Origin of the sequence: Plantactinospora sp. WMMC1484, from assembly GCF_049315195.1 — a bacterium.
Lineage (GTDB): Bacteria > Actinomycetota > Actinomycetes > Mycobacteriales > Micromonosporaceae > Plantactinospora.
Map to the genome: position 1 here is coordinate 2993258 of NZ_CP186055.1, position 21832 is coordinate 3015089.

Annotated in this window: 15 protein-coding genes and 2 tRNA genes; 16 read left to right on the plus strand and 1 reads right to left on the minus strand. The window is 72.8% G+C overall.

What is annotated here, in order from left to right:
- The first annotated feature begins 101 nt into the window (after positions 1–101).
- From ACN28C_RS13285 to ACN28C_RS13345, 13 genes are all read left to right on the plus strand, one after another.
- Complete coding sequence (locus tag ACN28C_RS13285) at positions 102–1178, plus strand: substrate-binding domain-containing protein (protein ID WP_422773775.1); 1077 nt, start codon at positions 102–104, stop codon at positions 1176–1178.
- Positions 1179–1232: 54 nt separating this feature from the next.
- The gene (locus ACN28C_RS13290) at positions 1233–2408 is read left to right on the plus strand and encodes a Gfo/Idh/MocA family protein (RefSeq protein WP_422774648.1); all 1176 of its coding nucleotides are present in this window, start codon (positions 1233–1235) and stop codon (positions 2406–2408) included.
- Positions 2409–2906: 498 nt separating this feature from the next.
- A complete protein-coding gene (locus ACN28C_RS13295) occupies positions 2907–4076 on the plus strand; it encodes an inositol-3-phosphate synthase (RefSeq protein WP_422773776.1) in 1170 nt (389 codons plus the stop codon).
- Positions 4060–4950 (plus strand): SCO3242 family prenyltransferase, encoded by an 891-nt coding sequence (locus ACN28C_RS13300; protein ID WP_422773777.1) that lies wholly within the window; start codon positions 4060–4062, stop codon positions 4948–4950. Before ACN28C_RS13295 ends, ACN28C_RS13300 begins: the two co-directional genes overlap by 17 nt.
- A complete protein-coding gene (locus ACN28C_RS13305; RefSeq protein ID WP_422773778.1) occupies positions 4947–5921 on the plus strand; it encodes a sugar phosphate isomerase/epimerase family protein in 975 nt (324 codons plus the stop codon). The genes ACN28C_RS13300 and ACN28C_RS13305 overlap by 4 nt, the downstream gene beginning before the upstream one ends.
- A 68-nt stretch (positions 5922–5989) precedes the next feature.
- Complete coding sequence (locus ACN28C_RS13310) at positions 5990–6742, plus strand: EboA domain-containing protein (protein WP_422773779.1); 753 nt, start codon at positions 5990–5992, stop codon at positions 6740–6742.
- Positions 6742–7644 (plus strand): TatD family hydrolase, encoded by a 903-nt coding sequence (locus tag ACN28C_RS13315; protein ID WP_422773780.1) that lies wholly within the window; start codon positions 6742–6744, stop codon positions 7642–7644. The genes ACN28C_RS13310 and ACN28C_RS13315 overlap by 1 nt, the downstream gene beginning before the upstream one ends.
- Positions 7644–8879: a metabolite traffic protein EboE gene (eboE, locus tag ACN28C_RS13320; RefSeq protein WP_422773781.1), complete on the plus strand. Its 1236-nt coding sequence runs from the start codon at positions 7644–7646 to the stop codon at positions 8877–8879. Before ACN28C_RS13315 ends, eboE begins: the two co-directional genes overlap by 1 nt.
- Entirely contained in the window at positions 8872–10269 is a 1398-nt protein-coding gene (locus ACN28C_RS13325; RefSeq protein ID WP_422773782.1) for an alkaline phosphatase family protein, read from the plus strand. Before eboE ends, ACN28C_RS13325 begins: the two co-directional genes overlap by 8 nt.
- Positions 10266–11333 carry a polyprenyl synthetase family protein gene (locus ACN28C_RS13330; protein WP_422773783.1) on the plus strand — a complete coding sequence of 356 codons (1068 nt, stop codon included), beginning with the start codon at positions 10266–10268 and terminating at the stop codon, positions 11331–11333. The genes ACN28C_RS13325 and ACN28C_RS13330 overlap by 4 nt, the downstream gene beginning before the upstream one ends.
- Positions 11334–11787: 454 nt before the next feature.
- On the plus strand, positions 11788–14559 hold the full coding sequence (locus ACN28C_RS13335; RefSeq protein ID WP_422774649.1) for a PQQ-dependent sugar dehydrogenase: 2772 nt from the start codon (positions 11788–11790) through the stop codon (positions 14557–14559).
- A 79-nt stretch (positions 14560–14638) separates the two neighbouring features.
- Positions 14639–16795 carry a ThuA domain-containing protein gene (locus tag ACN28C_RS13340; protein WP_422773784.1) on the plus strand — a complete coding sequence of 719 codons (2157 nt, stop codon included), beginning with the start codon at positions 14639–14641 and terminating at the stop codon, positions 16793–16795.
- A gap of 418 nt (positions 16796–17213) precedes the next feature.
- Entirely contained in the window at positions 17214–18221 is a 1008-nt protein-coding gene (locus ACN28C_RS13345; RefSeq protein ID WP_422773785.1) for a sugar phosphate isomerase/epimerase family protein, read from the plus strand.
- Positions 18222–18376: 155 nt separating this feature from the next.
- On the opposite strand, the gene ACN28C_RS13350 is transcribed toward ACN28C_RS13345, so the two are convergent.
- The gene (locus ACN28C_RS13350) at positions 18377–18769 is read right to left on the minus strand and encodes a hypothetical protein (protein WP_422773786.1); all 393 of its coding nucleotides are present in this window, start codon (positions 18767–18769) and stop codon (positions 18377–18379) included.
- Positions 18770–19026: 257 nt separating this feature from the next.
- Between ACN28C_RS13350 and ACN28C_RS13355 the strand changes: the two genes are divergently transcribed.
- The 3 genes from ACN28C_RS13355 to ACN28C_RS13365 all read left to right on the plus strand — a co-directional run bounded on the left by ACN28C_RS13355 (position 19027) and on the right by ACN28C_RS13365 (position 21728).
- Positions 19027–19099, plus strand: a tRNA-Asn gene (locus ACN28C_RS13355).
- Positions 19100–19229: 130 nt separating this feature from the next.
- On the plus strand, positions 19230–21416 hold the full coding sequence (locus tag ACN28C_RS13360; protein WP_422773787.1) for an MMPL family transporter: 2187 nt from the start codon (positions 19230–19232) through the stop codon (positions 21414–21416).
- Positions 21417–21654: 238 nt separating this feature from the next.
- Positions 21655–21728: transfer RNA gene (locus ACN28C_RS13365), tRNA-Ile, on the plus strand.
- Positions 21729–21832: the final 104 nt, after the last annotated feature.

Sequence of the window (21832 nt, forward strand, 5' to 3'; positions counted from 1 at the left end):
CCCGGAGGCGGCCCGCCGCCGGTGGTCGCCGAGCGACCACCGGGCCGGTGGTCCGGCCACCTTCCACACCCCACCCGAAGTCGAATAACCAGGAGGTCGTCATGACCCAGCACGATCCGCTCCGGCCGGTGCGCGACCTGTCCCGTCGCCGGTTGCTGCTCGGCGGGGCGGCGGTCGGCGCCGGCGCCCTGCTCACCGCCTGCACCAGCAACGAGACCGGCGGTGGCGCCAACGAACAGGTCAAGGAGGCGGACGGCGCGGCCAACCCGAACAGTGCGCCGGGCGAGCGGGTCGTCATCGGCTTCTCCGCTCCCGCCGCCGACCACGGCTGGCTCGCCGCCATCACCAAGAACGCCGAGGCGCAGGCCAAGGTCTACTCGGACGTCGAGTTCAAGACGGTCGCCGCCGGTGCGGACGCCGCCGCCCAGCGCGCCGCGCTCGGCACGCTGATCTCGCAGAAGCCGAACGTGATCGTCATGCTGCCGCACGACGGCAAGGAGCTGAACGCCTCCGGGCTGGAGGCGATGAAGGCCGGCATCCCGGTGGTCAACCTGGACCGGGCCTTCCCGGACGCGCTCGCCTACCGCCTCCAGATCAAGGGCGACAACTACGGCATGGGCGTCGCCGCCGGTCGCTACATCGGCGAGCAGATGAGGGCCAAGGGGATCGCCAACCCGGTCATCGGTGAGATCGCCGGCATGGACGAGCTGGAGCTGACCAAGGAGCGCTCCGCCGGCTTCGCCGCCGAACTGGCCGTCTACGGCTTCAAGGTGCAGAACCGGCGCGCCGCCCGGTTCACCGCCGACAGCGGGCAGGCCGAAGCCTCGCAGCTGCTCCAGGCGTTGCCCAAGATGGACGCGCTGTGGAACCACGACGACGACCAGGGCATCGGCGTACTCGCCGCGATCAAGCAGGCGAACCGCTCCGAGTTCATCATGGTCGGCGGCGCCGGCTCGAAGGCCGCCATCGACGCGATCGCGGCCGACGACAGCGTCCTGAAGGCAACCGTCACCTACAGCCCGTCCATGGCCTCGTCGGCGATCTCGCTGGCCCGGCTCATCGCCCAGGGTCGGGGCATGTCCGACCTGGTCGAGCTGCAGGTGCCGAAGGAGATCACCTTGGCCTCCGAGACGATCACGAAGGAGAACGCGAGCGAGTACGGCAAGCTCGGGTTCTGACACACCGGGGGGAGACCCACCTTGTCCAGTGAAGAGAAAGAACTGCGGGTCGGCATGGTCGGCTACGCGTTCATGGGCGCCGCGCACTCACAGGCGTGGCGCACCGTGAACCGCGTCTTCGACCTGCCGGTACGAGCCCGGATGGCCCTGATCTGCGGCCGGGACGAGTCGAAGGTCGCCGACGCGGCCGGCCGGCTCGGCTGGGACGGGCACACCACCGACTGGCGCGAGCTGGTCGCCCGGGACGACATCGACATCGTCGACGTCTGCACGCCCGGCGACAGCCACGCCGAGATCACCATCGCGGCTCTGGAGGCGGGCAAGCACGTCCTGTGCGAAAAGCCGCTCGCCAACACGGTCGAGGAGGCCCGGGCCATGGTCGCCGCGGCGGACCGGGCCCAGACGGTGGGCGTACGGGCGATGTGCGGGTTCAACTACCGCCGGGTTCCCGCGGTCAGCCTGATGCGCGAGATGGTCGCCTCCGGCCGGCTCGGCGTGATCCGGCACGTCCGCGCGGTCTACCTGCAGGACTGGATCACCGATCCGCAGTTTCCGCTGGTCTGGCGGCTGCAGAAGGACAAGGCCGGGTCCGGTGCGCTCGGTGACATCGGCGCGCACATCATCGACCTGACCCAGTTCGTGACCGGTCAGCGGATCACGGGCGTCAGCGCGATCACCGAGACCTTCGTCAAGGAGCGGCCGCTGCCCGCCTCCTCGAGCGGCCTGGCCGCCTCGGCCGACGGCGCCGGGGCCGCGATGGGGCAGGTCACCGTCGACGACGCGGCGGTCTTCGTGGCCCGCCTCGACGGCGGTGCGCTCGCCACCTACGAGGCGACCCGGTTCGCCACCGGGCGGCGCAACGCGCTGCGGGTCGAGATCAACGGTTCGCTCGGCTCGGTGGCGTTCGACCTCGAACGCCTCAACGAGCTGGAGTTCTACGACGCGGGCGAGGCAAGCGTCGAGCAGGGCTTCCGGCGGATCCTGGTCACCGAGGGCGAGCACCCGTACATGGCGGCGTGGTGGCCGCCGGGACACATCATCGGCTACGAGCACTCGTTCACCCACGAGCTGCGGGACTTCCTCGCGGCGATCGCGGGCGGAACGGACCCGAGGCCCTCGTTCGGCGAGGCGCTCCAGGTCCAGCTCGTGCTGGACGCCGTGGCCCGCTCGGCGGAGCTCGGCTCGTCCTGGACCGCCGTGGAGGCGGTGCCCGCCCCGGTGACCGCGTAACCCGAGGAATCTGTCCACCTTGTCGGGTGGGCCGGCCCTACCCCCGGACCGGTGAGCCCGACCCGAGAGACTTTCCGGACCGACCGGCGAGGGTCCGGCCGCGGTTGCGCCCCGCGACCGGATAGAGGACGGTCCGGAAGGGGTACGCACAAGCGACCGGAGTCCGCTCCGGCCGTGCCGCGTACGAGCGGTGACACGGCCGTCCGGTGTGGCCGGACCGGGATTCCCCGGTCGCACCGGACGCCGGAACCCCACCGGCGGGTGGCACAACTGCACAGGGAGATCGCGGCCGGGCCGGCACCCATGCCGCCCGGTCGCCTGGATCGGGGGAGGCAGGACCGCGACGCCGACCGGCCCTGCCTGCCACGCCCCGTCCGCCCGCACGGTCACGGACCCGAGCGGTGCCGGTGCCGCCGACTCCGGTGCCGCAACCGGGATGTTCCACCGGGACGGTCGGGCGGGCGGGGCACCTTCATCGGCGCGGAGGGAGGAGCACTGATGCGTACGGGTGTCTGGCTGGTTGGCGGACGTGGTTCGGTGGCGGTGACCAGCACGGTCGGGGCGCTGGCCCTGCGCGCCGGGCTGGCCGAGCCGACCGGTTGCGTGACCGAGGTGCCGGCCCTGAACAGCCCGGCCCTGCCCGCCCTCGCCGACCTGGTCTTCGGTGGCCACGACGTGGCCACCACCCCGCTGGTGAAGAAGGCCGAGGCGCTGGCGGAGGCGGGTGTGCTGCCGGCCCGGCTGGTGACGGCGCTCGCCGAGGAACTCGGCGCGGTCGAGGCCGAGCTGCGGCCGGCACCGACCGGCGGCCCGCAGGCGGCGGTGGTCGAGGCGGTCGCCGCCGACCTGACCCGGTTCCGCGAGCGCCACCGGCTGGACCGGGTGGTGGTGGTGAACGTCTCCTCGACCGAGCCGGCGCCGGACGTCCGTCCGGCGCACGCCGACCTCGCCGCGCTCGACGCCGCGCTGGCCACCGGTAGCCCGCTGCCGGCCAGCTCCGCGTACGCGTACGCGGCCTTCACCGCCGGCTGCTCCTTCGTGGACTTCACCCCGTCGACCGGCGCCCGGCTGCCCGCCCTGGCCGAGCTGGCCCACCGGGCCGGTGTGCCCTACGCCGGGCACGACGGCAAGACCGGCGAGACGCTTGTCAAGTCTGTGCTCGCCCCGATGTTCGCGATGCGCAACCTGCGGGTGCGGAGCTGGTCCGGCACCAACCTGCTCGGCGGCGGCGACGGCGCCAACCTGGCCGAGCCGGCGGCGAACGCGGCCAAGTCCGCCAGCAAGCAGCGGGTGCTCGGCGAGACCCTCGGCTACGTCCCGCAGGGCACCACCCGGATCGAGTACGTCGACGACATCGGCGACTTCAAGACCGCCTGGGACCTGATCACCTTCTCCGGCTTCCTCGGCACGCCGATGCGGATGGAGTTCACCTGGCACGGCTGCGACTCGTCGCTCGCCGCACCGCTGGTGCTCGACCTGGCCCGGCTGACCACCGCCGCGCACCGGGCCGGCCGGGTGGGGCCGCTGACCGAGCTGGCGTTCTTCTTCAAGGATCCGCTCGGCGAGGTGCCGCACGCCCTCGCCGAACAGTGGGCCACGCTGCGCGCCTTCGTCCGGGAGCTGGACGGCGGGCCGACCTCGGGAGCCGCGGATGCCGTCCCTGCGTGACCTCGCCGAGCTGGTCCGGGCGCCCGCCGCGCTCTCCGTACCCGGTGACGTGGTGGCCGGGGCCGCCGCCGCCGACGCGCTGGACCGCCGGGTGCCGGGGCTTGCCGGGGCGTCGGTGCTGCTCTACTGGGCGGGAATGGCCGCCAACGACTGGGCGGACCGGGAACTCGACGCGCGGGAGCGGCCGGAGCGGCCGATCCCCAGTGGACGGGTCTCGCCGGGGCTCGCCCTCGGTGTCTCGGCCGGGCTCACCGCCGCCGGGATCGGGCTCGCCGGGCTGGCCGGCGGACGCCGGGCGCTGGCCGTGGCGGTGCCGCTGGCCGGGACGATCTGGGCGTACGACCTGCGGGCCAAGAACACTCCGGCCGGGCCGGCGGTGATGGCCGCCTGCCGAGGGCTGGACGTGCTGCTCGGCGCCAGCCAGGGTCGGCCGCTGCGGGCCGTGCCGGCGGCACTGACCGTGGCCGCGCACACGTACACGGTCACGGAACTCTCCCGCCGGGAGGTCTCCGGCGCGACCCGCACGCTGCCGGTCGCCACCCTGGCCGGTACCGCGGCGGTCGCCGCCGCCGCGGTCGCCCCCCGCCGCGACGGTGCCAGTGCCGGTGAGCCGGGCCGGCGGGTCACCTGGCGGAGCCTGGTGCCGGCCGCGCTCGCCGGCTGGTACGGCCTGCAGTACGGCGGCGCGCAGGCCCGGGTGGCGGCCGACCCGCAGGCGTCGCGGGTCCGGGCCGCGGTCGGCACCGGCATCACCGGCCTGCCCGCGCTGCAGGGCGCGCTGGTCGCCCGGGCCGGCGCCGCGCTGCTCGGCGTGGCGGTGGCCGCCGCCGCCCCGCTCGGCCGCCGCCTCGCCCGACTGGTTTCGCCGACATGACCGCCGCCGCCGGCACCGACCGGCCCGGCCTGCGTTTCGGGTACGGCACCAACGGCTTCGCCAACCACCGGCTCGACGACGCGTTACGGGTGCTGGCCGACCTCGGCTACCAGGGTGTGGCGCTGACCCTCGACCACGACCACCTGGATCCGTTCGCCCCGGACCTCGCGGCCCGGGTGGCGGCGGTCGGCCGGAGCCTCGCCGCGCACGGCCTCGGGGTGGTGGTCGAGACCGGGGCCCGGTATCTGCTCGACCCCTGGCACAAGCACGCGCCGACGCTGTTGCACGACGACAACGCGCTGCGGGTCGAGTTCCTGCGCCGGGCCGTGGCGATCGGCGCCGACCTGGGCGCCGAGGCGGTCTCCTTCTGGTCCGGGGTACGCCCGGCCGGGGTCGACCCGGCGACCGCCTGGGACCGGCTCGTCGCCGGCTGCGCGGGACTGGTCGAGGACGCCGACGCCGCCGGGGTGGTGCTCGGCTTCGAGCCGGAGCCGGGGATGCTGGTCGCCGAGATCGCCGACTGGTGGCGGCTGCGGGACGCGCTCGGCGCCCCGCCGGGCTTCGGCATTACCCTCGACATCGGGCACTGCCGCTGCCTGGAGCCACGGCCGGTGCCCGACTGCGTCGCCGAGGTCGCCGCGCACCTGGTGAACGTGCAGATCGACGACATGCGGCGAGGCGTGCACGAGCACCTGGAGTTCGGCACCGGCGAGATCGACTTCCCGCCCGTGCTCCGGGAGCTGGCCGAGGCCGGCTACGCCGGGCTGGTCGCGGTCGAGCTGCCCCGGCACTCGCACGCGGCACCCTCGGTGGCGGCGCACTCGATCGACTTTCTCCGCGCCGCCGCCACCGCCACCGGACTGCCTCCGGGGCCCGTTGCACTGCCGCCGGGTCCGGCGGCGCGGCGGCCGGCGCACCTGCCCGGCAACGCCACCCGAACGGACACGACACCACCGCACCGACGAGCGTGACCTGACTGACGGAGACGACGGGGGGACCGCGACCACCATCCACACCGGACACCGCCTGGGGAGGACCGATGGAACCGGAACCAGAACCTGAACTGGAGCTGGCGCGGCTGCGGGCCGCGCTGCTCGCCGCGCCGGACGGGCGGCTCCCCGACCGGGCCGGGGCACCTGACGGAGCCGGGAAGCCGGACCGGGTCGGGAAGCCGGACCGGGTCGGGGTGCCCGATCGGGGCTGGCTGGCCGAGGCGTTACGCCGGGTCGGGACCGAGCCGGCCAGCATCGGCCGGTTCCTCGCCTCCGCCGGCCGCAGGTGCGGCCGGGCGCCCCTGCCAGAGCTGCCGGAGTGGACCGCCGACGACGCGGCCCGGGTGCTGCTGCTGGCCGCACTGCCCCCGGCCGAGCTGCCCGGCCGGATCGAGGACTGCTACCGGCACGGCGACGCCGCCGAGAAGCGGGCGGTGCTCCGGGCCCTCCCGCTGCTGCCGGTCGGCGACGCCGGTGTCCCGCTGCTGCACGACGCGATCCGGACCAACGACACCCGGCTGGTCGCCGCCGCCCTCGGCCGGTACGCCGACCGGCTCGACCAGCCCGCGTGGCGGCAGGCGGTGCTCAAGTGCGTCTTCACCGGGATCCCGCTGGCCGCCGTGCACCGGCTCGACGAGCGGGCCGATGCCGAGTTGGCCACCATGCTGGCCGGCTTCGCCGAGGAGCGCCGGGCGGCCGGCCGGGACATGCCCGCCGACGCGACCGCGTTGCTGGACCGACTGAGCGCGCTGCACCGGTCGGGGACCCCGACCCGGCCCGGCAGCGCCGAGGAGGCGTGATGAGGATCTTCGACCCGCACATCCACATGACCTCGCGGACCACCGACGACTACGAGCGGATGGCCGCCGCCGGGGTACGCGCCCTGGTGGAGCCGGCGTTCTGGCTCGGCCAGCCCCGCACCAGCGCTGCCTCCTTCGTCGACTATTTCGACTCGCTGGTCGGCTGGGAGCCCTTCCGGGCCAGCCAGTTCGGGATCCGGCACCACGCCACGATCGCGCTGAACCCGAAGGAGGCGAACGACAGGCGCTGCCGCGAGGTGCTCGACCTGCTGCCCCGCTATCTCGACAAGGACGGTGTGGTGGCGGTCGGCGAGGTCGGCTACGACTCGATGACGCCGGAGGAGGACGAGGTCTTCGCCGCCCAACTCGCCCTGGCGGTCGAACACGAGCTGCCGGCGCTGGTGCACACCCCGCACCGGGACAAGGCCCGGGGCACCGAGCGGAGCCTCGCGGTGGTCGCCGAGTCGGGTCTCGACCCGGGCCGGGTGGTGATCGACCATCTCAACGAGGTGACCGTGCCACTGGTCCGGGAGACCGGCTGCTGGCTCGGCTTCTCCATCTATCCGGAGACGAAGATGTCGCCGCCCCGGATGGTCGAGCTGCTCCGGAAGTACGGCACCGAGCGGATGCTGGTCAATTCGGCCGCCGACTGGGGCCGCTCGGATCCGCTGCTGACCCGGGCCACCGCCGAGGCGATGCTCGCCGCCGGCTTCGACGAGGACGACGTCGACCGGGTGCTCTGGCGCAACCCGGTGGAGTTCTACGGCCAGTCCGGCCGGCTCGACCTGGCCGACGCCGGTACGGCCGACGCCGGTACGGCCGACAACGAGCCGGCCGACGCCGAGCCTTCCCCCGGGTCGGCCACCTTCGAGGGGAACTCGATCCTGCGGGGCGGTGCCTGATGCGGCTGCGGCACGCCGACGGGCAGGTGGTGCACCTGAGCTACTGCACCAACGTGCATCCGGCCGAGGACCTGGCCGGGGTGGTGGCGCAGCTCGACACGTACGCGGCGCGGATCCGGGAGCGGCTGGACGCCGACGTACTCGGGTTGGGGTTGTGGCTGGCCGCGCCGGTGGCGGCCGGGCTGGCCGCGGACCCGCAGACCCGGCGGCGGTTCCGGGCCGAGCTGACCGCGCGCGGGCTGGAGGTGGTCACCCTGAACGGCTTCCCCTACCAGGCATTCCAGGCGCCGGTGGTGAAGAAGGCGGTCTACCAGCCGGACTGGACCACCCGGGACCGGCTGGTCTACACGCTCAACCTGGCCACCGTGTTGGTCGACCTGCTCCCCGACGACGCCGTGCGGGGCTCCGTCTCCACCCTGCCGTTGGCCTGGCGGGAGCCGTGGGACGAGCGGCGGTCCCGCCGGGCGGCCCGAGTGCTCGACGAGCTGGCCGAGGGACTGACCCGGATCGCCTGGCAGACCGGCCGGGCGGTGCGGGTCGGCTTCGAGTCGGAGCCGGGCTGCGTGGTCGAGTCCACCGGCCAGGCGGTCGCCGCGCTGTCCAGGGTGGACACCGACCGGCTCGGTGTCTGTCTCGACCTGGCCCACCTCGCCTGTGCCTGGGAGGAGCCGGCGGCGGCGCTGGCCCGGCTGCGCGGCGCCGAGCTGCCGGTGGTGAAGGTCCAGGTCTCGGCCGCACTGGCCGCCGCCGATCCGGTCGCGGCCGCACCGGCCCTGCGCCGGTACGTCGAACCGCGCTTCCTGCACCAGACCCGCGCCCAGGCGTGTGCGCACTCCGCCGACCCGGCCGACCCGGCGCACGCCGCCGACGACCTGGACGCGGCGCTGGCGGCCGGCCTGCCCGGCGCCTGGCGGGTGCACTACCACGTACCGCTGCACGCCGTACCCGAACCGCCGCTGGAGTCCACCGTCCCGGTGCTCCGGTCGGCGCTGCGGGAGTTGTTCGCCGGGCCGGTCGCCGGCTGCGACCACCTGGACGTCGAGACGTACACCTGGGGGGTGCTGCCGGCCGCGCAGCGCCCGGAATCGGACGCGGAGCTGGCCGGCGGGATCGCCGCCGAACTCGCCTTCGCCCGCGACGAACTGGTGGCGCTGGGCCTGACCGAGGTCCCCGCCCCGCCGGCCGGGCCGGCCGCCCCCGCATCCACATCCGCGCCGAGGAGGCACGATGGCTGATCCACTGGTCGTGATCGACGTGGTCGGGCTGACCCCCCGACTGCTCGCCCACATGCCCCGGCTGCGCGCGCTGGCCGACGCCGGCTGCCGGGCCGAACTCGGCGCCGTGCTGCCGGCGGTGACCTGCTCGGCGCAGGCGACGCTGCTGACCGGCGCGCTACCGGCCGAGCACGGCATCGTCGGCAACGGCTGGTATTTCCGGGACCTGGGCGAGGTCCTCCTCTGGCGGCAGCACCACGCGCTGATGGGCGGGGAGAAGGTCTGGCAGGCGGCCCGCCGGGAGCGGCCGGACTACACGGTCGCCAACGTCTGCTGGTGGTACGCGATGGGCGCGGACGTGAACTGGACGGTGACGCCCCGGCCGATCTACTACGCCGACGGGCGCAAGGAACCGGACTGCTACACCGACCCGCCGGAGCTGCACGACGAGCTGACCGGAAAGCTGGGCGGCTTCCCGCTCTTCACCTACTGGGGGCCGGGCGCGGGGCTGCCGTCGTCGCGGTGGATCTGCCGGGCCGCCGAGCAGATCATGGTGGAGAAGAACCCGGACCTGACCCTGGTCTACGTCCCGCACCTCGACTACGACCTGCAACGCTTCGGCCCGTCGTCGCGGCAGGCGACGACCGCCGCGGCCGAACTCGACACCGTACTCGAGCCGCTGTTGGACGCGGCCGCCGCCCGGAACGCGACAGTGGTGGTGCTCTCCGAGTACGGCATCACCGAGGCGAGCCGGCCGGTGGACGTGAACCGGCTGCTCCGCTCCGAGGGGCTGCTCCGGGTCCACACCCAGGACGGGATGGAATACCTGGACCCGTGGACGTCCCGGGCCTTCGCCGTCGCCGACCACCAGGTCGCGCACGTCTACGTGCAGGATCCGGCCGACGTGCCGGCGGTGGCGAAACTCTGCGCCGGGCTGCCCGGGGTGGCCGAGGTGCTGGACGCGGCCGGCAGGGCGGCGCACGGGCTCGACCACGAGCGCGCGGGCGAGTTGGTGCTGGTCGCCGAGGCGGACGCCTGGTTCACGTACTACTACTGGCTCGACGACGCCCGCGCCCCGGACTTCGCCCGGCTGGTGGAGATCCACCGCAAGCCCGGCTACGACCCGGCGGAGCTCTTCTTCGACCCGGCCGCGCCGGGCGCGGCGAAGCGCCGGGCGGCGGTGGCGCTGGCCCGGAAGAAGCTCGGGATGCGCTACCTGATGAGCGTGGTGGGGCTGGACGCGGGCGCCCGCGCCGTACGCGGCTCGCACGGCCGGCTGCCGGCCGACCCGGCGGACGGCCCGGTGCTGCTCTGCTCGGACCCCTCGGCGGCCCGGGACCGGTACGCCGCCACCGAGGTCAAGGACCTGCTGCTCCGCCTCGCCGGCGTCGCCCCTGGAGAAGGGTCATGACGGCCACGGTGCCGGAGGTGGACCTCAGCGCGTTGCGGAAGCGCTTCGACGCCCAGCTCGCCGCCTTCCTCGACCGGCAGGATCCGAACTGGCCCGACGGCGCGCCCCGGGGCGTCTTCACCACCCTGCACCGGTTCGTGCTGGCCGGTGGCAAGCGGCTGCGCCCGCTCTTCTGCTACTGGGGCTGGCGCGGTGCCGGCGGCGCGGACGGTACGCCGATCGTGGCCGCCGCCGCCGCGCTCGAGCTCTTCCACGCCTTCGCGCTGATCCACGACGACATCATGGACGGCAGTGACCGGCGCCGGGGCGAGCCCTCGGTGCACCGGCTCTTCGCCGACCTGCACGCCCGGTCGGCCTGGCGCGGCGACCCGGCGTCGTACGGGCGGAGCACCGCGCTGCTCTGCGGCGACCTCTGCGCCGCCTGGGCGGACCAGATGTTCCACGAGTGCGGGTTGGGCCCGGCGGAGGTGCACCGGGGCTACGGTGTCTTCGCGACCATGCGTACCGAGGTGATCGCCGGGCAGTACCTGGACCTGGTTTCCGGGGTGGGGGACGGGTCGGTGGCGAGCGCGCTGACGGTGATCCGGATGAAGGCCGCCCGCTACACCGTGACCCGGCCGTTGCAGATCGGTGCCGCGCTGGCGGCCGGTCCGCCGGAGCTGCTGACCGCGCTCGCCGCCTTCGGCGACCCGCTCGGCGACGCGTTCCAGCTCCGTGACGACGTGCTCGGGGTCTTCGGCGACCCGGCGCTGACCGGCAAGTCGGTGCTGGAGGACCTGCGCGAGGGGAAGCCGACGGTGATGATGGCGCTGGCCCGGGGGAGTGCCGACCGGGCCCAGGCGCAGCGGTTGAAGGCGCTCTTCGGCAATCCGGAGCTGGATCCGGAGGGCGCGGCGGAGCTGCGGGAGATCATCGTCGGCACCGGCGCGCTGGAGCGGATCGAGCAGATGATCAGGGTACGCGTCGACGCCGCCCTGGCGGCACTGGCCGACGCCCCGCTGCTCGGCGAGGCGGGCGAGATGCTGGCCTCCCTGGCAGCCGAAACTGTCGACCGGCAGGCGTAGCGGCCGTCCGGGCCGCTGGAGGAGGCCCGGGTGCGGCCGGAGGCTGGCCGCGTCGGCGGCCGGGACGGCCGACCACCAGCGTTGGCAGTCGACCGTCCCGGGGGTGTCCGGGTCACTTTCGGCATGGGCGAACAAAAGTCCAACATGGCCCGGCAGAAGGTATGGACACATCTAACTGAAGAACTTAATGTCGTGGCCAAGACATAAATGTTTCGTCGATGTGACCGGCGGCGCGGTTACCCATCGACCGGCCCACCAGCACCACGGGTCGGCAACCCACCGCTACGGCATCTGGCGCGACGGCGGCGCGCCCTGCCTGGCAGTCATGGTCAGGAGGGAAGGGCCCTGTATGTCCAGACAAGACTATCGACGCGTGCCTGATCGGCGGCGCGGCGCGGCCGGTACGGCGCTGCTGCTGCTCGCCACCGCCGCACCGGCGGTACTCGGGCCGGCGATGCTCGGGCCGGCCAGCCCGGCCGCGGCACACCCGATCAACGCGGCCGACTTCCAACAGGTGACCCTGGCCCGGGGCGTTGCCGAGGTGGGCGAGCCGATGTCGCTCGCGGTACTGCCGGACCGCTCGGTCCTGCACACCGCCCGCAACGGCACACTGCGCCGCACCGACGCCGCCGGCAACACGGCGGTGGTCGGGACCCTGCCGGTCTACACCCACGACGAGGAGGGGTTGCAGGGCGTCGGCGTCGACCCCGGCTTCGCCAGCAACCGGCAGATCTACCTCTACTACGCCCCGCCGCTCTCCACCCCGTCCGGCGACGCGCCCGCCACCGGCACGGCGGCGCAGTTCGCACCCTTCGCCGGGGTCAACCGGCTGTCCCGGTTCACCCTCAACGCCGACTTCACGCTCAACACCTCCAGCCAGGTGACGGTGCTCGACGTGCCCGCGGACCGGGGGATGTGTTGCCACGTCGGCGGGGACATCGACTTCGACGCCGCAGGCAACCTCTATCTCTCCACAGGGGACGACAGCAACCCCTTCGAGTCGGCCGGCTACGCGCCGATCGACGAACGGACCAACCGCTACCCGGCGTACGACGCGCAGCGCTCCAGCGCCAACACCAACGACCTGCGCGGCAAGATCCTGCGGATCAAGGTGAACGCGAACGGGACGTACTCGATCCCGAGCGGGAACCTCTTCGCACCGGGCACCGCCAACACCCGCCCCGAGATCTACGCGATGGGCTTCCGGAACCCGTTCCGGATGAGCGTCGACAAGGCGACCGGGCACGTCTACGTCGGCGACTACGGCCCGGACGCCGGCTCGACCAACCCCAACCGGGGCCCGAGCGGGCAGGTCGAGTTCAACCGCATCACCTCGCCGGGCAACTACGGCTGGCCGTACTGCACCGGGACGAACACCAGCACCGAGACGTACAACGAGTGGACCTTCCCGGACGGGCCGAGCGGGGCGAAGTACAACTGCACCGGCGGGCCGACCAACAACTCGTTCCGGAACACCGGCCAGGGCACCCTGCCGCCGGCCCGCCCGGCCTGGATCCGGTACGCCGGTGACGCCGGCACCCCGCCGGAGTTCGGCGGCGGCTCGGAGTCCCCGATGGCCGGCCCGGTCTACCGCTACAGCGCGTCGAACCCCTCGGCCACCAAGTTCCCGCAGTCCTTCGACGGCCAGTTCTTCGCCACCGAGTTCGGCCGGGGTTGGATCAAGCCGATCCACGTCAACGCCGACGGCTCGCCCGGCACCATCGACACCTTCCCCTGGGTCGGCAAGCAGGTGATGGACTCGGCGTTCGGGCCGGACGGCTCCTACTACGTGCTCGACTACGGCACCGGCTACTTCAACGGGGACGCCAACTCGGCGCTCTACCGCTTCGACTACGTCGCCGGTGGCAACCGGGCCCCGATCGCGGTGGCCAGCGCCAACCCGACCTCCGGGACGGCACCGCTGACGGTCAGCTTCTCCTCGGCCGGCTCCTCCGACCCGGAGGGCGGAGCGCTGACCTACAGCTGGGCGTTCGGCGACGGCACCACGTCGACGGCGGCGAACCCGACGAAGACCTACACCGCGAACGGCAGCTACACGGCGACGCTCACCGTACGCGACCCGGCCGGCGCCACCGGCACCGCCAGCGTCACCATCGGGGTCGGCAACACCGCGCCGACGGTGACCATCACCGCCCCGGCCAACGGGCAACTCGTCTCCTTCGGCGACACGGTCCCGTTCTCGATCACCGTCACCGACCCGGAGGACGGCAGCATCGACTGCTCGCGGGCGAAGATGACCTACGTCCTCGGCCACGACAGCCACGGCCACCAGATCACCTCGGCCACCGGCTGCTCCGGCACCATCACCATCCCGGTCGACGGCGAGCACGACGACGCGGCGAACATCTTCCCGATCTTCGACGCCGAGTACACCGACCGGGGCGGGCTGACCACGCACACCCAGCACGAGCTGGTGCCCCGGCACCGGCAGGCCGAGCACTATGAGACCTCCTCCGGGGTCAACAAGTTCGGCAAGACCGCCGCCGAGGGCGGCCAGACCGTCGGTGACATCAACAACGGTGACTGGATCGCCTTCACCCCCTACCGGCTGAACAACGCGACCGGGTTCACCGCCCGGGTCTCGTCGGCCGGCTCCGGCGGCACCCTCCAGCTCCGGGCCGGCTCGGCCACCGGCACCGTGCTGGGCAGCGCCACCGTGCCGGTCACCGGCGGCTGGGACACCTTCACCACCGTCACCGGCAGCATCACCAACCCGCCGGCCGGCACCACCACGCTCTACCTGACCTTCGCCGGCTCCGGCACCGGTGCCCTCTACGACATCGACGCCTTCACCATCAACACCGGCAGTGGCGGCGGGAGCGGCACCGGCCCGATCGTCGGCCTCGCCGGCAAGTGCCTGGAGATCGACGGCGGCAACACCGCCGACGGCAGCCAGGCACAGATCAACACCTGCGTCGCCGGCTCGGCCCGGCAGACCTGGACGCGCAACGGCCAGACCCTGCGTACCCTCGGTAAGTGCCTGGACATCTCCGGTGCCGGCACCGCCAACGGCACCAGGATCCAGCTCTGGACCTGCAACGGCACCGGCGCCCAGAACTGGGCCCCACAACCCGACGGCAGCCTCCGCAACCCGGCCTCCGCCAAATGCCTGGACGTCTCCAACAACAGCTCCGCCGACGGCCAGGACGTCCACCTCTGGGAATGCATCTCCACCGCCGCCAACCAAAAGTGGACCCTGCCCTGACGTGCAAGGAAGGGCCCCCGCTTATCGCATTTTGTAGATGAAGGGCCCCCTCCTAACCGCCCTCACGAGGAGAGCGACGATGCCCAACAGACTGTCCCCCCGGGGTGACCGGAAGGCGGTGCGCTCCGTGCTCGGGATCGCCACCGCCGCGCTGACGGCGCTGGCCTGCACCACGGTGCCGGCCGGGCCGGCCAGTGCCGCCGACGCCCCCTACGACGTACTTGTCTTCTCCAAGACCGCCGGGTTCCGGCACGACTCGATCGCGGTCGGCACCCAGGCGATCCGCGAACTCGGCGCGGCGAACAACTTCACCGTGACCGCCACCGAGGACGCCGCCCAGTTCACCACCGGCAACCTCGCCCAGTACGAGGCGGTGGTCTTCCTCAACACCACCGGCGACGTGCTCAACGCCAGCCAGCAGAGCGCCTTCGAGTCCTACATCCGCAGCGGACGGGGCTACGTCGGGGTGCACGCCGCCGCCGACACCGAGTACGACTGGCCGTTCTACGGCAACCTGGTCGGGGCGTACTTCGCCTCGCATCCGGCGATCCAGCAGGCCAACATCAAGGTGGAGCACCGGGGTCACGCGGCGACCGCGCACCTGCCGCAGACCTGGACCCGCACCGACGAGTGGTACAACTACCGCACCAACGCCCGGTCCAGCGCGCGGGTGCTGGCGACCCTGGACGAGTCGTCGTACTCGGGCGGCGGGATGGGCGCTGACCATCCGCACGCCTGGTGCAAGACGTACGAGGGTGGTCGCTCCTTCTACACCGGCGGCGGGCACACGCAGCAGTCGTACGCCGAGCCGGCGTTCCGGGCGCACCTGCTCGGCGGCATCCGGTACGCGGCCGGCCGCAGCAAGGCCGACTGCCGGCCCGAGACGGGCTACACCACCCTCTACAACGGCTCGACCGCCGGCTGGTCCCAGGCCGGGCCGGGCAGCTTCACCAACTCCGACGCCACGCTCACCTCGGTGGGCGGCATGGGGCTCTACTGGTACAGCGCCAAGCAGTTCACCTCGTACTCCCTGAAGCTGGACTGGCGGATGGCCGGCGACGACAACTCGGGCGTCTTCATCGGCTTCCCACCGTCGAGCGACCCGTGGTCGGCGGTGGACAACGGCTACGAGATCCAGATCGACGCCACCGACGCGGCCGACCGGACCACCGGTGCGGTCTACACCTTCAAGTCGGCCGACATCGCGGCCCGGGACGCCGCGCTGAACCCGCCTGGGGAGTGGAACAGCTACGAGCTGCTGGTCGAGGGGGAGCGGCTGCGCATCTACCTCAACGGTGTGCTGATCAACGACTTCACCAACACCAACCCGGTGCGGTCGCTGGCCGGGCACATCGGGATCCAGAACCACGGCACCGGCGACGACGTCTCGTTCCGGAACATCCGGATCAAGGAACTCGGTGGCGGTCCCGGCCCGGATCCGGGCACCAACACCACCATCCAGGCCGAGGCGTTCAACGCGCAGAGCGGGGTCCAGGTGGTCGGTAAGGCCGGCGCGAACGGCGGCTCGACGATCGGCTACCTCGACCCGGGCGACTGGGCCGCGTACAACGGGCAGAACCTGACCGGGGTCACCTCGCTGCGGGCCCGGGTCGTCTCCGGCGGCGCCGGCGGCACGCTCCAGCTCCGGACCGGTTCGCCGACGGGGACCGTGCTCGGCTCGGTGGCGGTGCCGAACACCGGCGGCTGGGAGAGCTTCGCCGAGGTGAGCACCGGGCTCTCCGGGGTGCCGAGCGGCAGCCACACCATCTATCTCACCGTGGCCGGCTCCGGCAGCGGGCTCTACGACGTCGACGAGTTCACCCTGGTCCGCTCGGGCGGTGGCGGCGGTTCCGGGACCGGGCCGGTGGTCGGGCTCGCCGGCAAGTGCCTGGAGATCGACGGTGGCGGCACCGCCGACGGTACGCAGGCACAGATCAACACCTGTGTCAGCGGCTCGGCCCGGCAGACCTGGACGCGCAACGGCCAGACGCTGCGTGCCCTCGGCAAGTGCCTGGACGTCTCCGGCTCGGGCACGGCGAACGGCACCAAGATCCAGCTCTGGACCTGCAACTCGACGGGAGCGCAGAACTGGGCCGCCCAGTCGGACGGCACCCTGCGCAACCCGTCCTCCGGCAAGTGCCTGGACGTGTCGAACAACAGTTCGGCGGACGGCCAGGACGTGCACCTGTGGGAGTGTGTCGCCGGTGCCGCCAACCAGAAGTGGACCCTGCCCTGAGATGAGTGGGTAGCGGGTCGGGCGCGCCATCCCCACCACCCGCCCAGCGCGACGCCCGCCACCCGCCGTCGAGGAGACGGGCGGCCCGGCCCCGAGCCAACGCGTCGGGCCGCCCGTCTCCCGCCCCGCCCCGGTGGATCCGCACGGATCCGCCGGGGCGGGTGCCGGGGCTTCCTTGGGCGGGGCGGCACGGCCTAGAGTGGTCGTGGCGATCCTCGGTGATGGCCGGCGACCGGGCGGGAGGCGCAACCCGCCCGGCTCGGGTGCGCCTGACGCACGCGTCGACCAACACGCCGAGGGTTCCTCGCCCGGGGAGTTCCCCGCCACCCGTCCCGGACGGTCACCCTCGCCCCGGTCCACCCGGCGCCGTGCCCGGCGCAGTCGCGAATCCCGCGTGTGATCGACAGGGAGAAATACCATGGCGCGACCCATCACGCTCTTCACCGGCCAGTGGGCCGACCTACCGTTCGAGGAGGTGTGCCGGCTCGCCTCCGAGTGGGGCTACGACGGGCTGGAGATCGCCTGCTGGGGCGATCACTTCGAGGTCGACAAGGCGCTCGCCGACGACTCGTACGTCGAGCGCAAGCGGGAGACGCTTGCCAAGTACAACCTCAAGGTCTGGACGATCTCCAACCACCTCGTCGGGCAGGCGGTCTGCGACCACCCGATCGACGAGCGGCACCAGGACATCCTCCCGGCCCGGATCTGGGGCGACGGAGAGCCGGAGGGGGTCCGGCAGCGGGCCGCCGAGGAGATCAAGGACACCGCGCGGGCGGCGGCGAAGCTCGGTGTCAGGACCGTCGTCGGCTTCACCGGTTCGTCGATCTGGCACACCCTGGCGATGTTTCCGCCGGTCCCGCCGGCGATGATCGAGCGGGGCTACCAGGACTTCGCCGACCGATGGAACCCGATCCTCGACGTCTTCGACGAGGTGGGGGTGCGGTTCGCCCACGAGGTGCACCCGAGCGAGATCGCGTACGACTACTGGACCACCCGGCGGACCCTGGAGGCGATCGGGCACCGACCGGCGTTCGGGCTGAACTGGGACCCGTCGCACTTCGTCTGGCAGGAGCTCGACCCGGTCAACTTCATCTTCGACTTCGCCGACCGGATCTACCACGTCGACTGCAAGGACGCCAAGGTACGCACCGGAGACGGGCGGCGGGGCCGGCTCGCCTCCCACCTGCCCTGGGCCGACCTGCGCCGGGGTTGGGACTTCGTCTCGACCGGGCACGGCGACGTGCCGTGGGAGGACTCGTTCCGGGCGCTGAACGCGATCGGCTACGACGGGCCGATCTCGATCGAGTGGGAGGACGCCGGGATGGACCGGCTGGTCGGCGCCCCCGAGGCGCTCCAGTTCGTCCGGCGGCTCGCCTTCGACGCGCCGAGCGCCGCCTTCGACGCCGCGTTCAGCAGCAAGGAGTGACGGTCGCGGTCGGCTGAGAGCCGCATGACGCCGAGACGCGAACGGTGCGGAGTCGGCCCGATCAAGGGTCGACCCCGCACCGATCACGCGGTGCGGCGCACCGGCTCAGAGCGTGGTGCGGCGCACCGGCTCAGAGCGTGGCGCGATGCCCCTGCTCAGAACGTGGTGCCGTTGGTACCCGGCGTCGACGATGCCGCCCGCGAGGCGGGTGCCGCCGGTGCCTTCGTACCCGACGAGGTCTTCGTCCCCGTCGATCCGACGGTCGTGTCCGTGCGGCTGTCGCTGTCGGTGCTGCCCAGCTCGGCCGGGCTTCCGTTGCCCGCCGTGCTGAGCTTCTCGCCCAGCCGGGTGTGGCTGAGCCGGTCCTTGCCCTCGGTGTACAGCCGGGACGCCTGAGCCTGCGCAACCCCGGCGGCCTCCTGCACCGTCGGGTGGTCGAGGACCTTGCGACCCTTGACGACCAGCTCCTCGTACTTGTCCCGGCCCGCGCGGGCGCCCAGGACGAAGCCCACTGCCAGCCCGCCGACGAACCACAGCTTTCCGCGCATGACGGCTCCTCTCCGTATTCTGACGCGGTCAGGGCCCCCGGCGTCACCGGTGGGCGACCGTGTCGCGCCTGCGTCGTCTGTTCCCCAGGTCCCTACCCATCCTCTCTCGATGTCATGCCTGGTACCGGCCCTAGTGTCGTTTTGCCCGATATATGCTGCGCCGTCGGCGCCGATAACCCGGTAGCCCACCACCCCGCGCTGTCCTGTACTCTTGTCCCGTCGCCCGGCGCCGGAGAGATCCAGCGCCGCCCGAGCGATCCCCCGTAGCTCAATTGGCAGAGCAGCCGGCTGTTAACCGGCAGGTTTTTGGTTCGAGTCCAAACGGGGGAGCTTTCCCAACATCCCGCCCGCCGGCCCCGCTGGCGGGCATCGTCATATCTGGGCCCGGCCACGGGGCGGAGCAGTAGCGCTGCCGCCCGCCGGGCCGTCGCAACATGGCGGGGACCGGGCGGGGTGGGAGATGGCTGGATCGCGGCGCCGTATCGCCCTGCTGCTCGCCGCCGTGCTCGTCGTCGGCTGGCTTGCGGTGGGTGCGGTGGCAACGCGCTACCCGGGCCGGCTCGCCGAGGTCGCCACCAACGACAACGCCGCGTTCCTGCCGGCGGACGCCGAGGCCACCCGGGCGCAGCGACTCGCCGCCGGGTTCGCCGAGCGGGAAACGCTACCGGCCTTCGTCGTCTACGCCCGGGAGAGCGGGATCACCGACGCCGACCGGGAACGGGCAGCCTCGGACGCGGCCCGGTTCGCCACCGTCCCGGGCGTGGTCGCGCCGCTGCCGCCGCCGATACCGAGCACGGACGGTAGGGCACTCCAGCTGATCGTGCCGGTGGACAACGCCGCGGGCGACCGGACCCGCGAGGTGGTACGCGAACTGCGCCAGATCGCCGGGCGCGGCAGCGACCCCGGCCAGGTGGTCGTGGTCGGCGGCCCGGCCGGGCTGCTCGGTGACCTGATCGAGGTCTTCTCGTCGATCGACGGTCCGCTACTGCTGGTCACCCTCGGCGTCGTCCTCGTGATCCTGCTCGTGGTCTACCGGAGCCCGGTGCTCTGGGTCATCCCGCTGCTCGCCGCCGGCCTGTCGTACGCGCTCGCCGCCCTGGCCGTCTACTTCCTGGCCAGCTCCGACGTCATCACCCTGAACGGTCAGGCGCAGGGCATCCTCACCGTGCTGGTCTTCGGCGCCGGCACCGACTACGCCCTGCTGCTCATCGCCCGCTACCGCGAGGAACTGTGCCGGCATCCGGAGACCGTCGAGGCGATGTTCGCCGCCTGGCGGGGCGCCGCCCCGGCCATCTTCGCCTCCGGCGGTACCGTCATCGCCGGCCTGCTCTGTCTGCTGCTCTCCAGTCTCAGCTCCAACCAGGCCCTGGGGCCGGTGGCCGCAGTCGGCATCGGCGCCACCCTGGTGGTGATGCTGACCTTCCTGCCGGCGCTGCTGCTGATCGGCGGGCGGTGGGCGTTCTGGCCCCGGTCGCCGCACGTCGAGCACGCCGCCTCGGTCGGCCGGCTCTGGAAACCGGTCGCCCACTTCATCGCCCGCCATGCCCGGCTCGTCTGGGTGGTCACCACCCTCGTCCTGATCGCGCTCGGCTTCGGCCTGACCCAGCTCGGCGACACCCGGCTCAGCCAGTCCGAGCTCTTCACCAACCGGACCGACTCGGTGATGGCCCAGGAGGTGATCGACCGGCACTATCCCGGCGGGATGGGGAGCCCCGCCACCATCTTCACGCTCGCCGGGGCCGCCGACCGGGTGGCCGAGGCGGCCCGCTCGGTGCCCGGGGTGGCCGAGGTGCGTACGGTGCCGGTGGACGACCTCAACGCGACCGGCTCCGGCGGCCCGTCCGGCGGCGCGACCCCGGGACCCTCTCCGGGCGCCCCGTCCCCGGGCTCACCGGGCCCACCGGGCACGCCCGCCGGCCCGCCGAAGGTGGTCGACGGCCGGGTCGAACTCCAGGCCACCCTGATGGCGCCGGCCGACAGCCGCGAGGCGGAACAGACGGTACGCGAGCTGCGCGTCGCCGTACACGCCGTGGCGGGCGCCGACGCGGTGGTGGGCGGGCCGACGGCGATCGGCCTGGACACCTCCGACGCCTCCACCCGGGACCGGAACGTCATCATCCCGGTCGTCCTCGGCGTGATCGCGGTGATCCTGGCGCTGCTGCTCCGCGCGCTGCTCGCGCCGATCCTGCTGATCATCACGGTCGTGCTGTCGTTCCTGGCCACCCTCGGCCTCTGCGCGCTGATCTTCCGGTACGCCTTCGGCTTCCCCGGCGTCGACGCGTCGTTCCCGCTCTTCGCGTTCGTCTTCCTGGTGGCGCTCGGCATCGACTACAACATCTTCCTGATGAGCCGGGTCCGCGAGGAGTCCGTCCGCCGGGGCACCCGCTCCGGCGTGTTGCGCGGGCTGGTGGTGACCGGCGGCGTCATCACCTCGGCCGGCTTCGTGCTGGCGGCGACCTTCTCGGCGCTCGGCGTACTGCCGCTGGTGATCCTGATCGAGCTCGGCCTGGCGGTGGCGCTCGGCGTCCTGCTGGACACGATCGTCGTACGATCCCTGCTGGTGCCGGCGCTGGCTTACGACATCGGCCCGGCGGTCTGGTGGCCGTCCCGACTGTCCCGGGTGCCGAACCGCCCGGGCGCGGGGTGAGGGCGCGTCCGAACTGCCGGCGGAGACCGGGGTGGCGATCGTCGGTGCGGACCGGCCGCTCGGCGTCGTCCGGATGTCGAAGTCGGTTGGTATCCTCGCCGTGCCGGAACCGCCGTGGTGGTGCCGACGCCGGTGGATGATCCGGTGGGCCCGAGGGGCCGACTCGATCCGCACGGGTCGCCGCCACATGTCGGTGGCCGGTCGTCGGTGCACAGGGCTACCATTCCCGCGCCGATGCGGGGCGGTAGCTCAGCAGGTTAGAGCAGGGGACTCATAATCCCTCGGTCGCGGGTTCGAGTCCCGCCCGCCCCACGTATTCCCTTGACCTGTGCTTCTCCGGGACATACCGACCGTGATGCGAACCCAGGGTCGGACGCTGCGATGGACAAGGCTGCTCGTGACCGGCAGCGCCTACC

Excerpts from the sequence above, each read along its gene's own strand:
- ACN28C_RS13340 (WP_422773784.1), top strand. The coding sequence starts at position 14,639 with ATGCCCAACAGACTGTCCCCCCGGGGTGACCGGAAGGCGGTGCGCTCC.
- ACN28C_RS13335 (WP_422774649.1), top strand. The coding sequence starts at position 11,788 with ATGCTCGGGCCGGCCAGCCCGGCCGCGGCACACCCGATCAACGCGGCC.
- ACN28C_RS13310 (WP_422773779.1), top strand. The coding sequence starts at position 5,990 with ATGGAACCGGAACCAGAACCTGAACTGGAGCTGGCGCGGCTGCGGGCC.
- ACN28C_RS13305 (WP_422773778.1), top strand. The coding sequence starts at position 4,947 with ATGACCGCCGCCGCCGGCACCGACCGGCCCGGCCTGCGTTTCGGGTAC.
- eboE (WP_422773781.1), top strand. The coding sequence starts at position 7,644 with ATGCGGCTGCGGCACGCCGACGGGCAGGTGGTGCACCTGAGCTACTGC.
- ACN28C_RS13295 (WP_422773776.1), top strand. The coding sequence starts at position 2,907 with ATGCGTACGGGTGTCTGGCTGGTTGGCGGACGTGGTTCGGTGGCGGTG.
- ACN28C_RS13350 (WP_422773786.1), bottom strand. The coding sequence starts at position 18,769 with ATGCGCGGAAAGCTGTGGTTCGTCGGCGGGCTGGCAGTGGGCTTCGTC.
- ACN28C_RS13360 (WP_422773787.1), top strand. The coding sequence starts at position 19,230 with ATGGCTGGATCGCGGCGCCGTATCGCCCTGCTGCTCGCCGCCGTGCTC.
- ACN28C_RS13285 (WP_422773775.1), top strand. The coding sequence starts at position 102 with ATGACCCAGCACGATCCGCTCCGGCCGGTGCGCGACCTGTCCCGTCGC.
- ACN28C_RS13300 (WP_422773777.1), top strand. The coding sequence starts at position 4,060 with ATGCCGTCCCTGCGTGACCTCGCCGAGCTGGTCCGGGCGCCCGCCGCG.
- ACN28C_RS13345 (WP_422773785.1), top strand. The coding sequence starts at position 17,214 with ATGGCGCGACCCATCACGCTCTTCACCGGCCAGTGGGCCGACCTACCG.
- ACN28C_RS13325 (WP_422773782.1), top strand. The coding sequence starts at position 8,872 with ATGGCTGATCCACTGGTCGTGATCGACGTGGTCGGGCTGACCCCCCGA.
- ACN28C_RS13290 (WP_422774648.1), top strand. The coding sequence starts at position 1,233 with ATGGTCGGCTACGCGTTCATGGGCGCCGCGCACTCACAGGCGTGGCGC.
- ACN28C_RS13315 (WP_422773780.1), top strand. The coding sequence starts at position 6,742 with ATGAGGATCTTCGACCCGCACATCCACATGACCTCGCGGACCACCGAC.
- ACN28C_RS13330 (WP_422773783.1), top strand. The coding sequence starts at position 10,266 with ATGACGGCCACGGTGCCGGAGGTGGACCTCAGCGCGTTGCGGAAGCGC.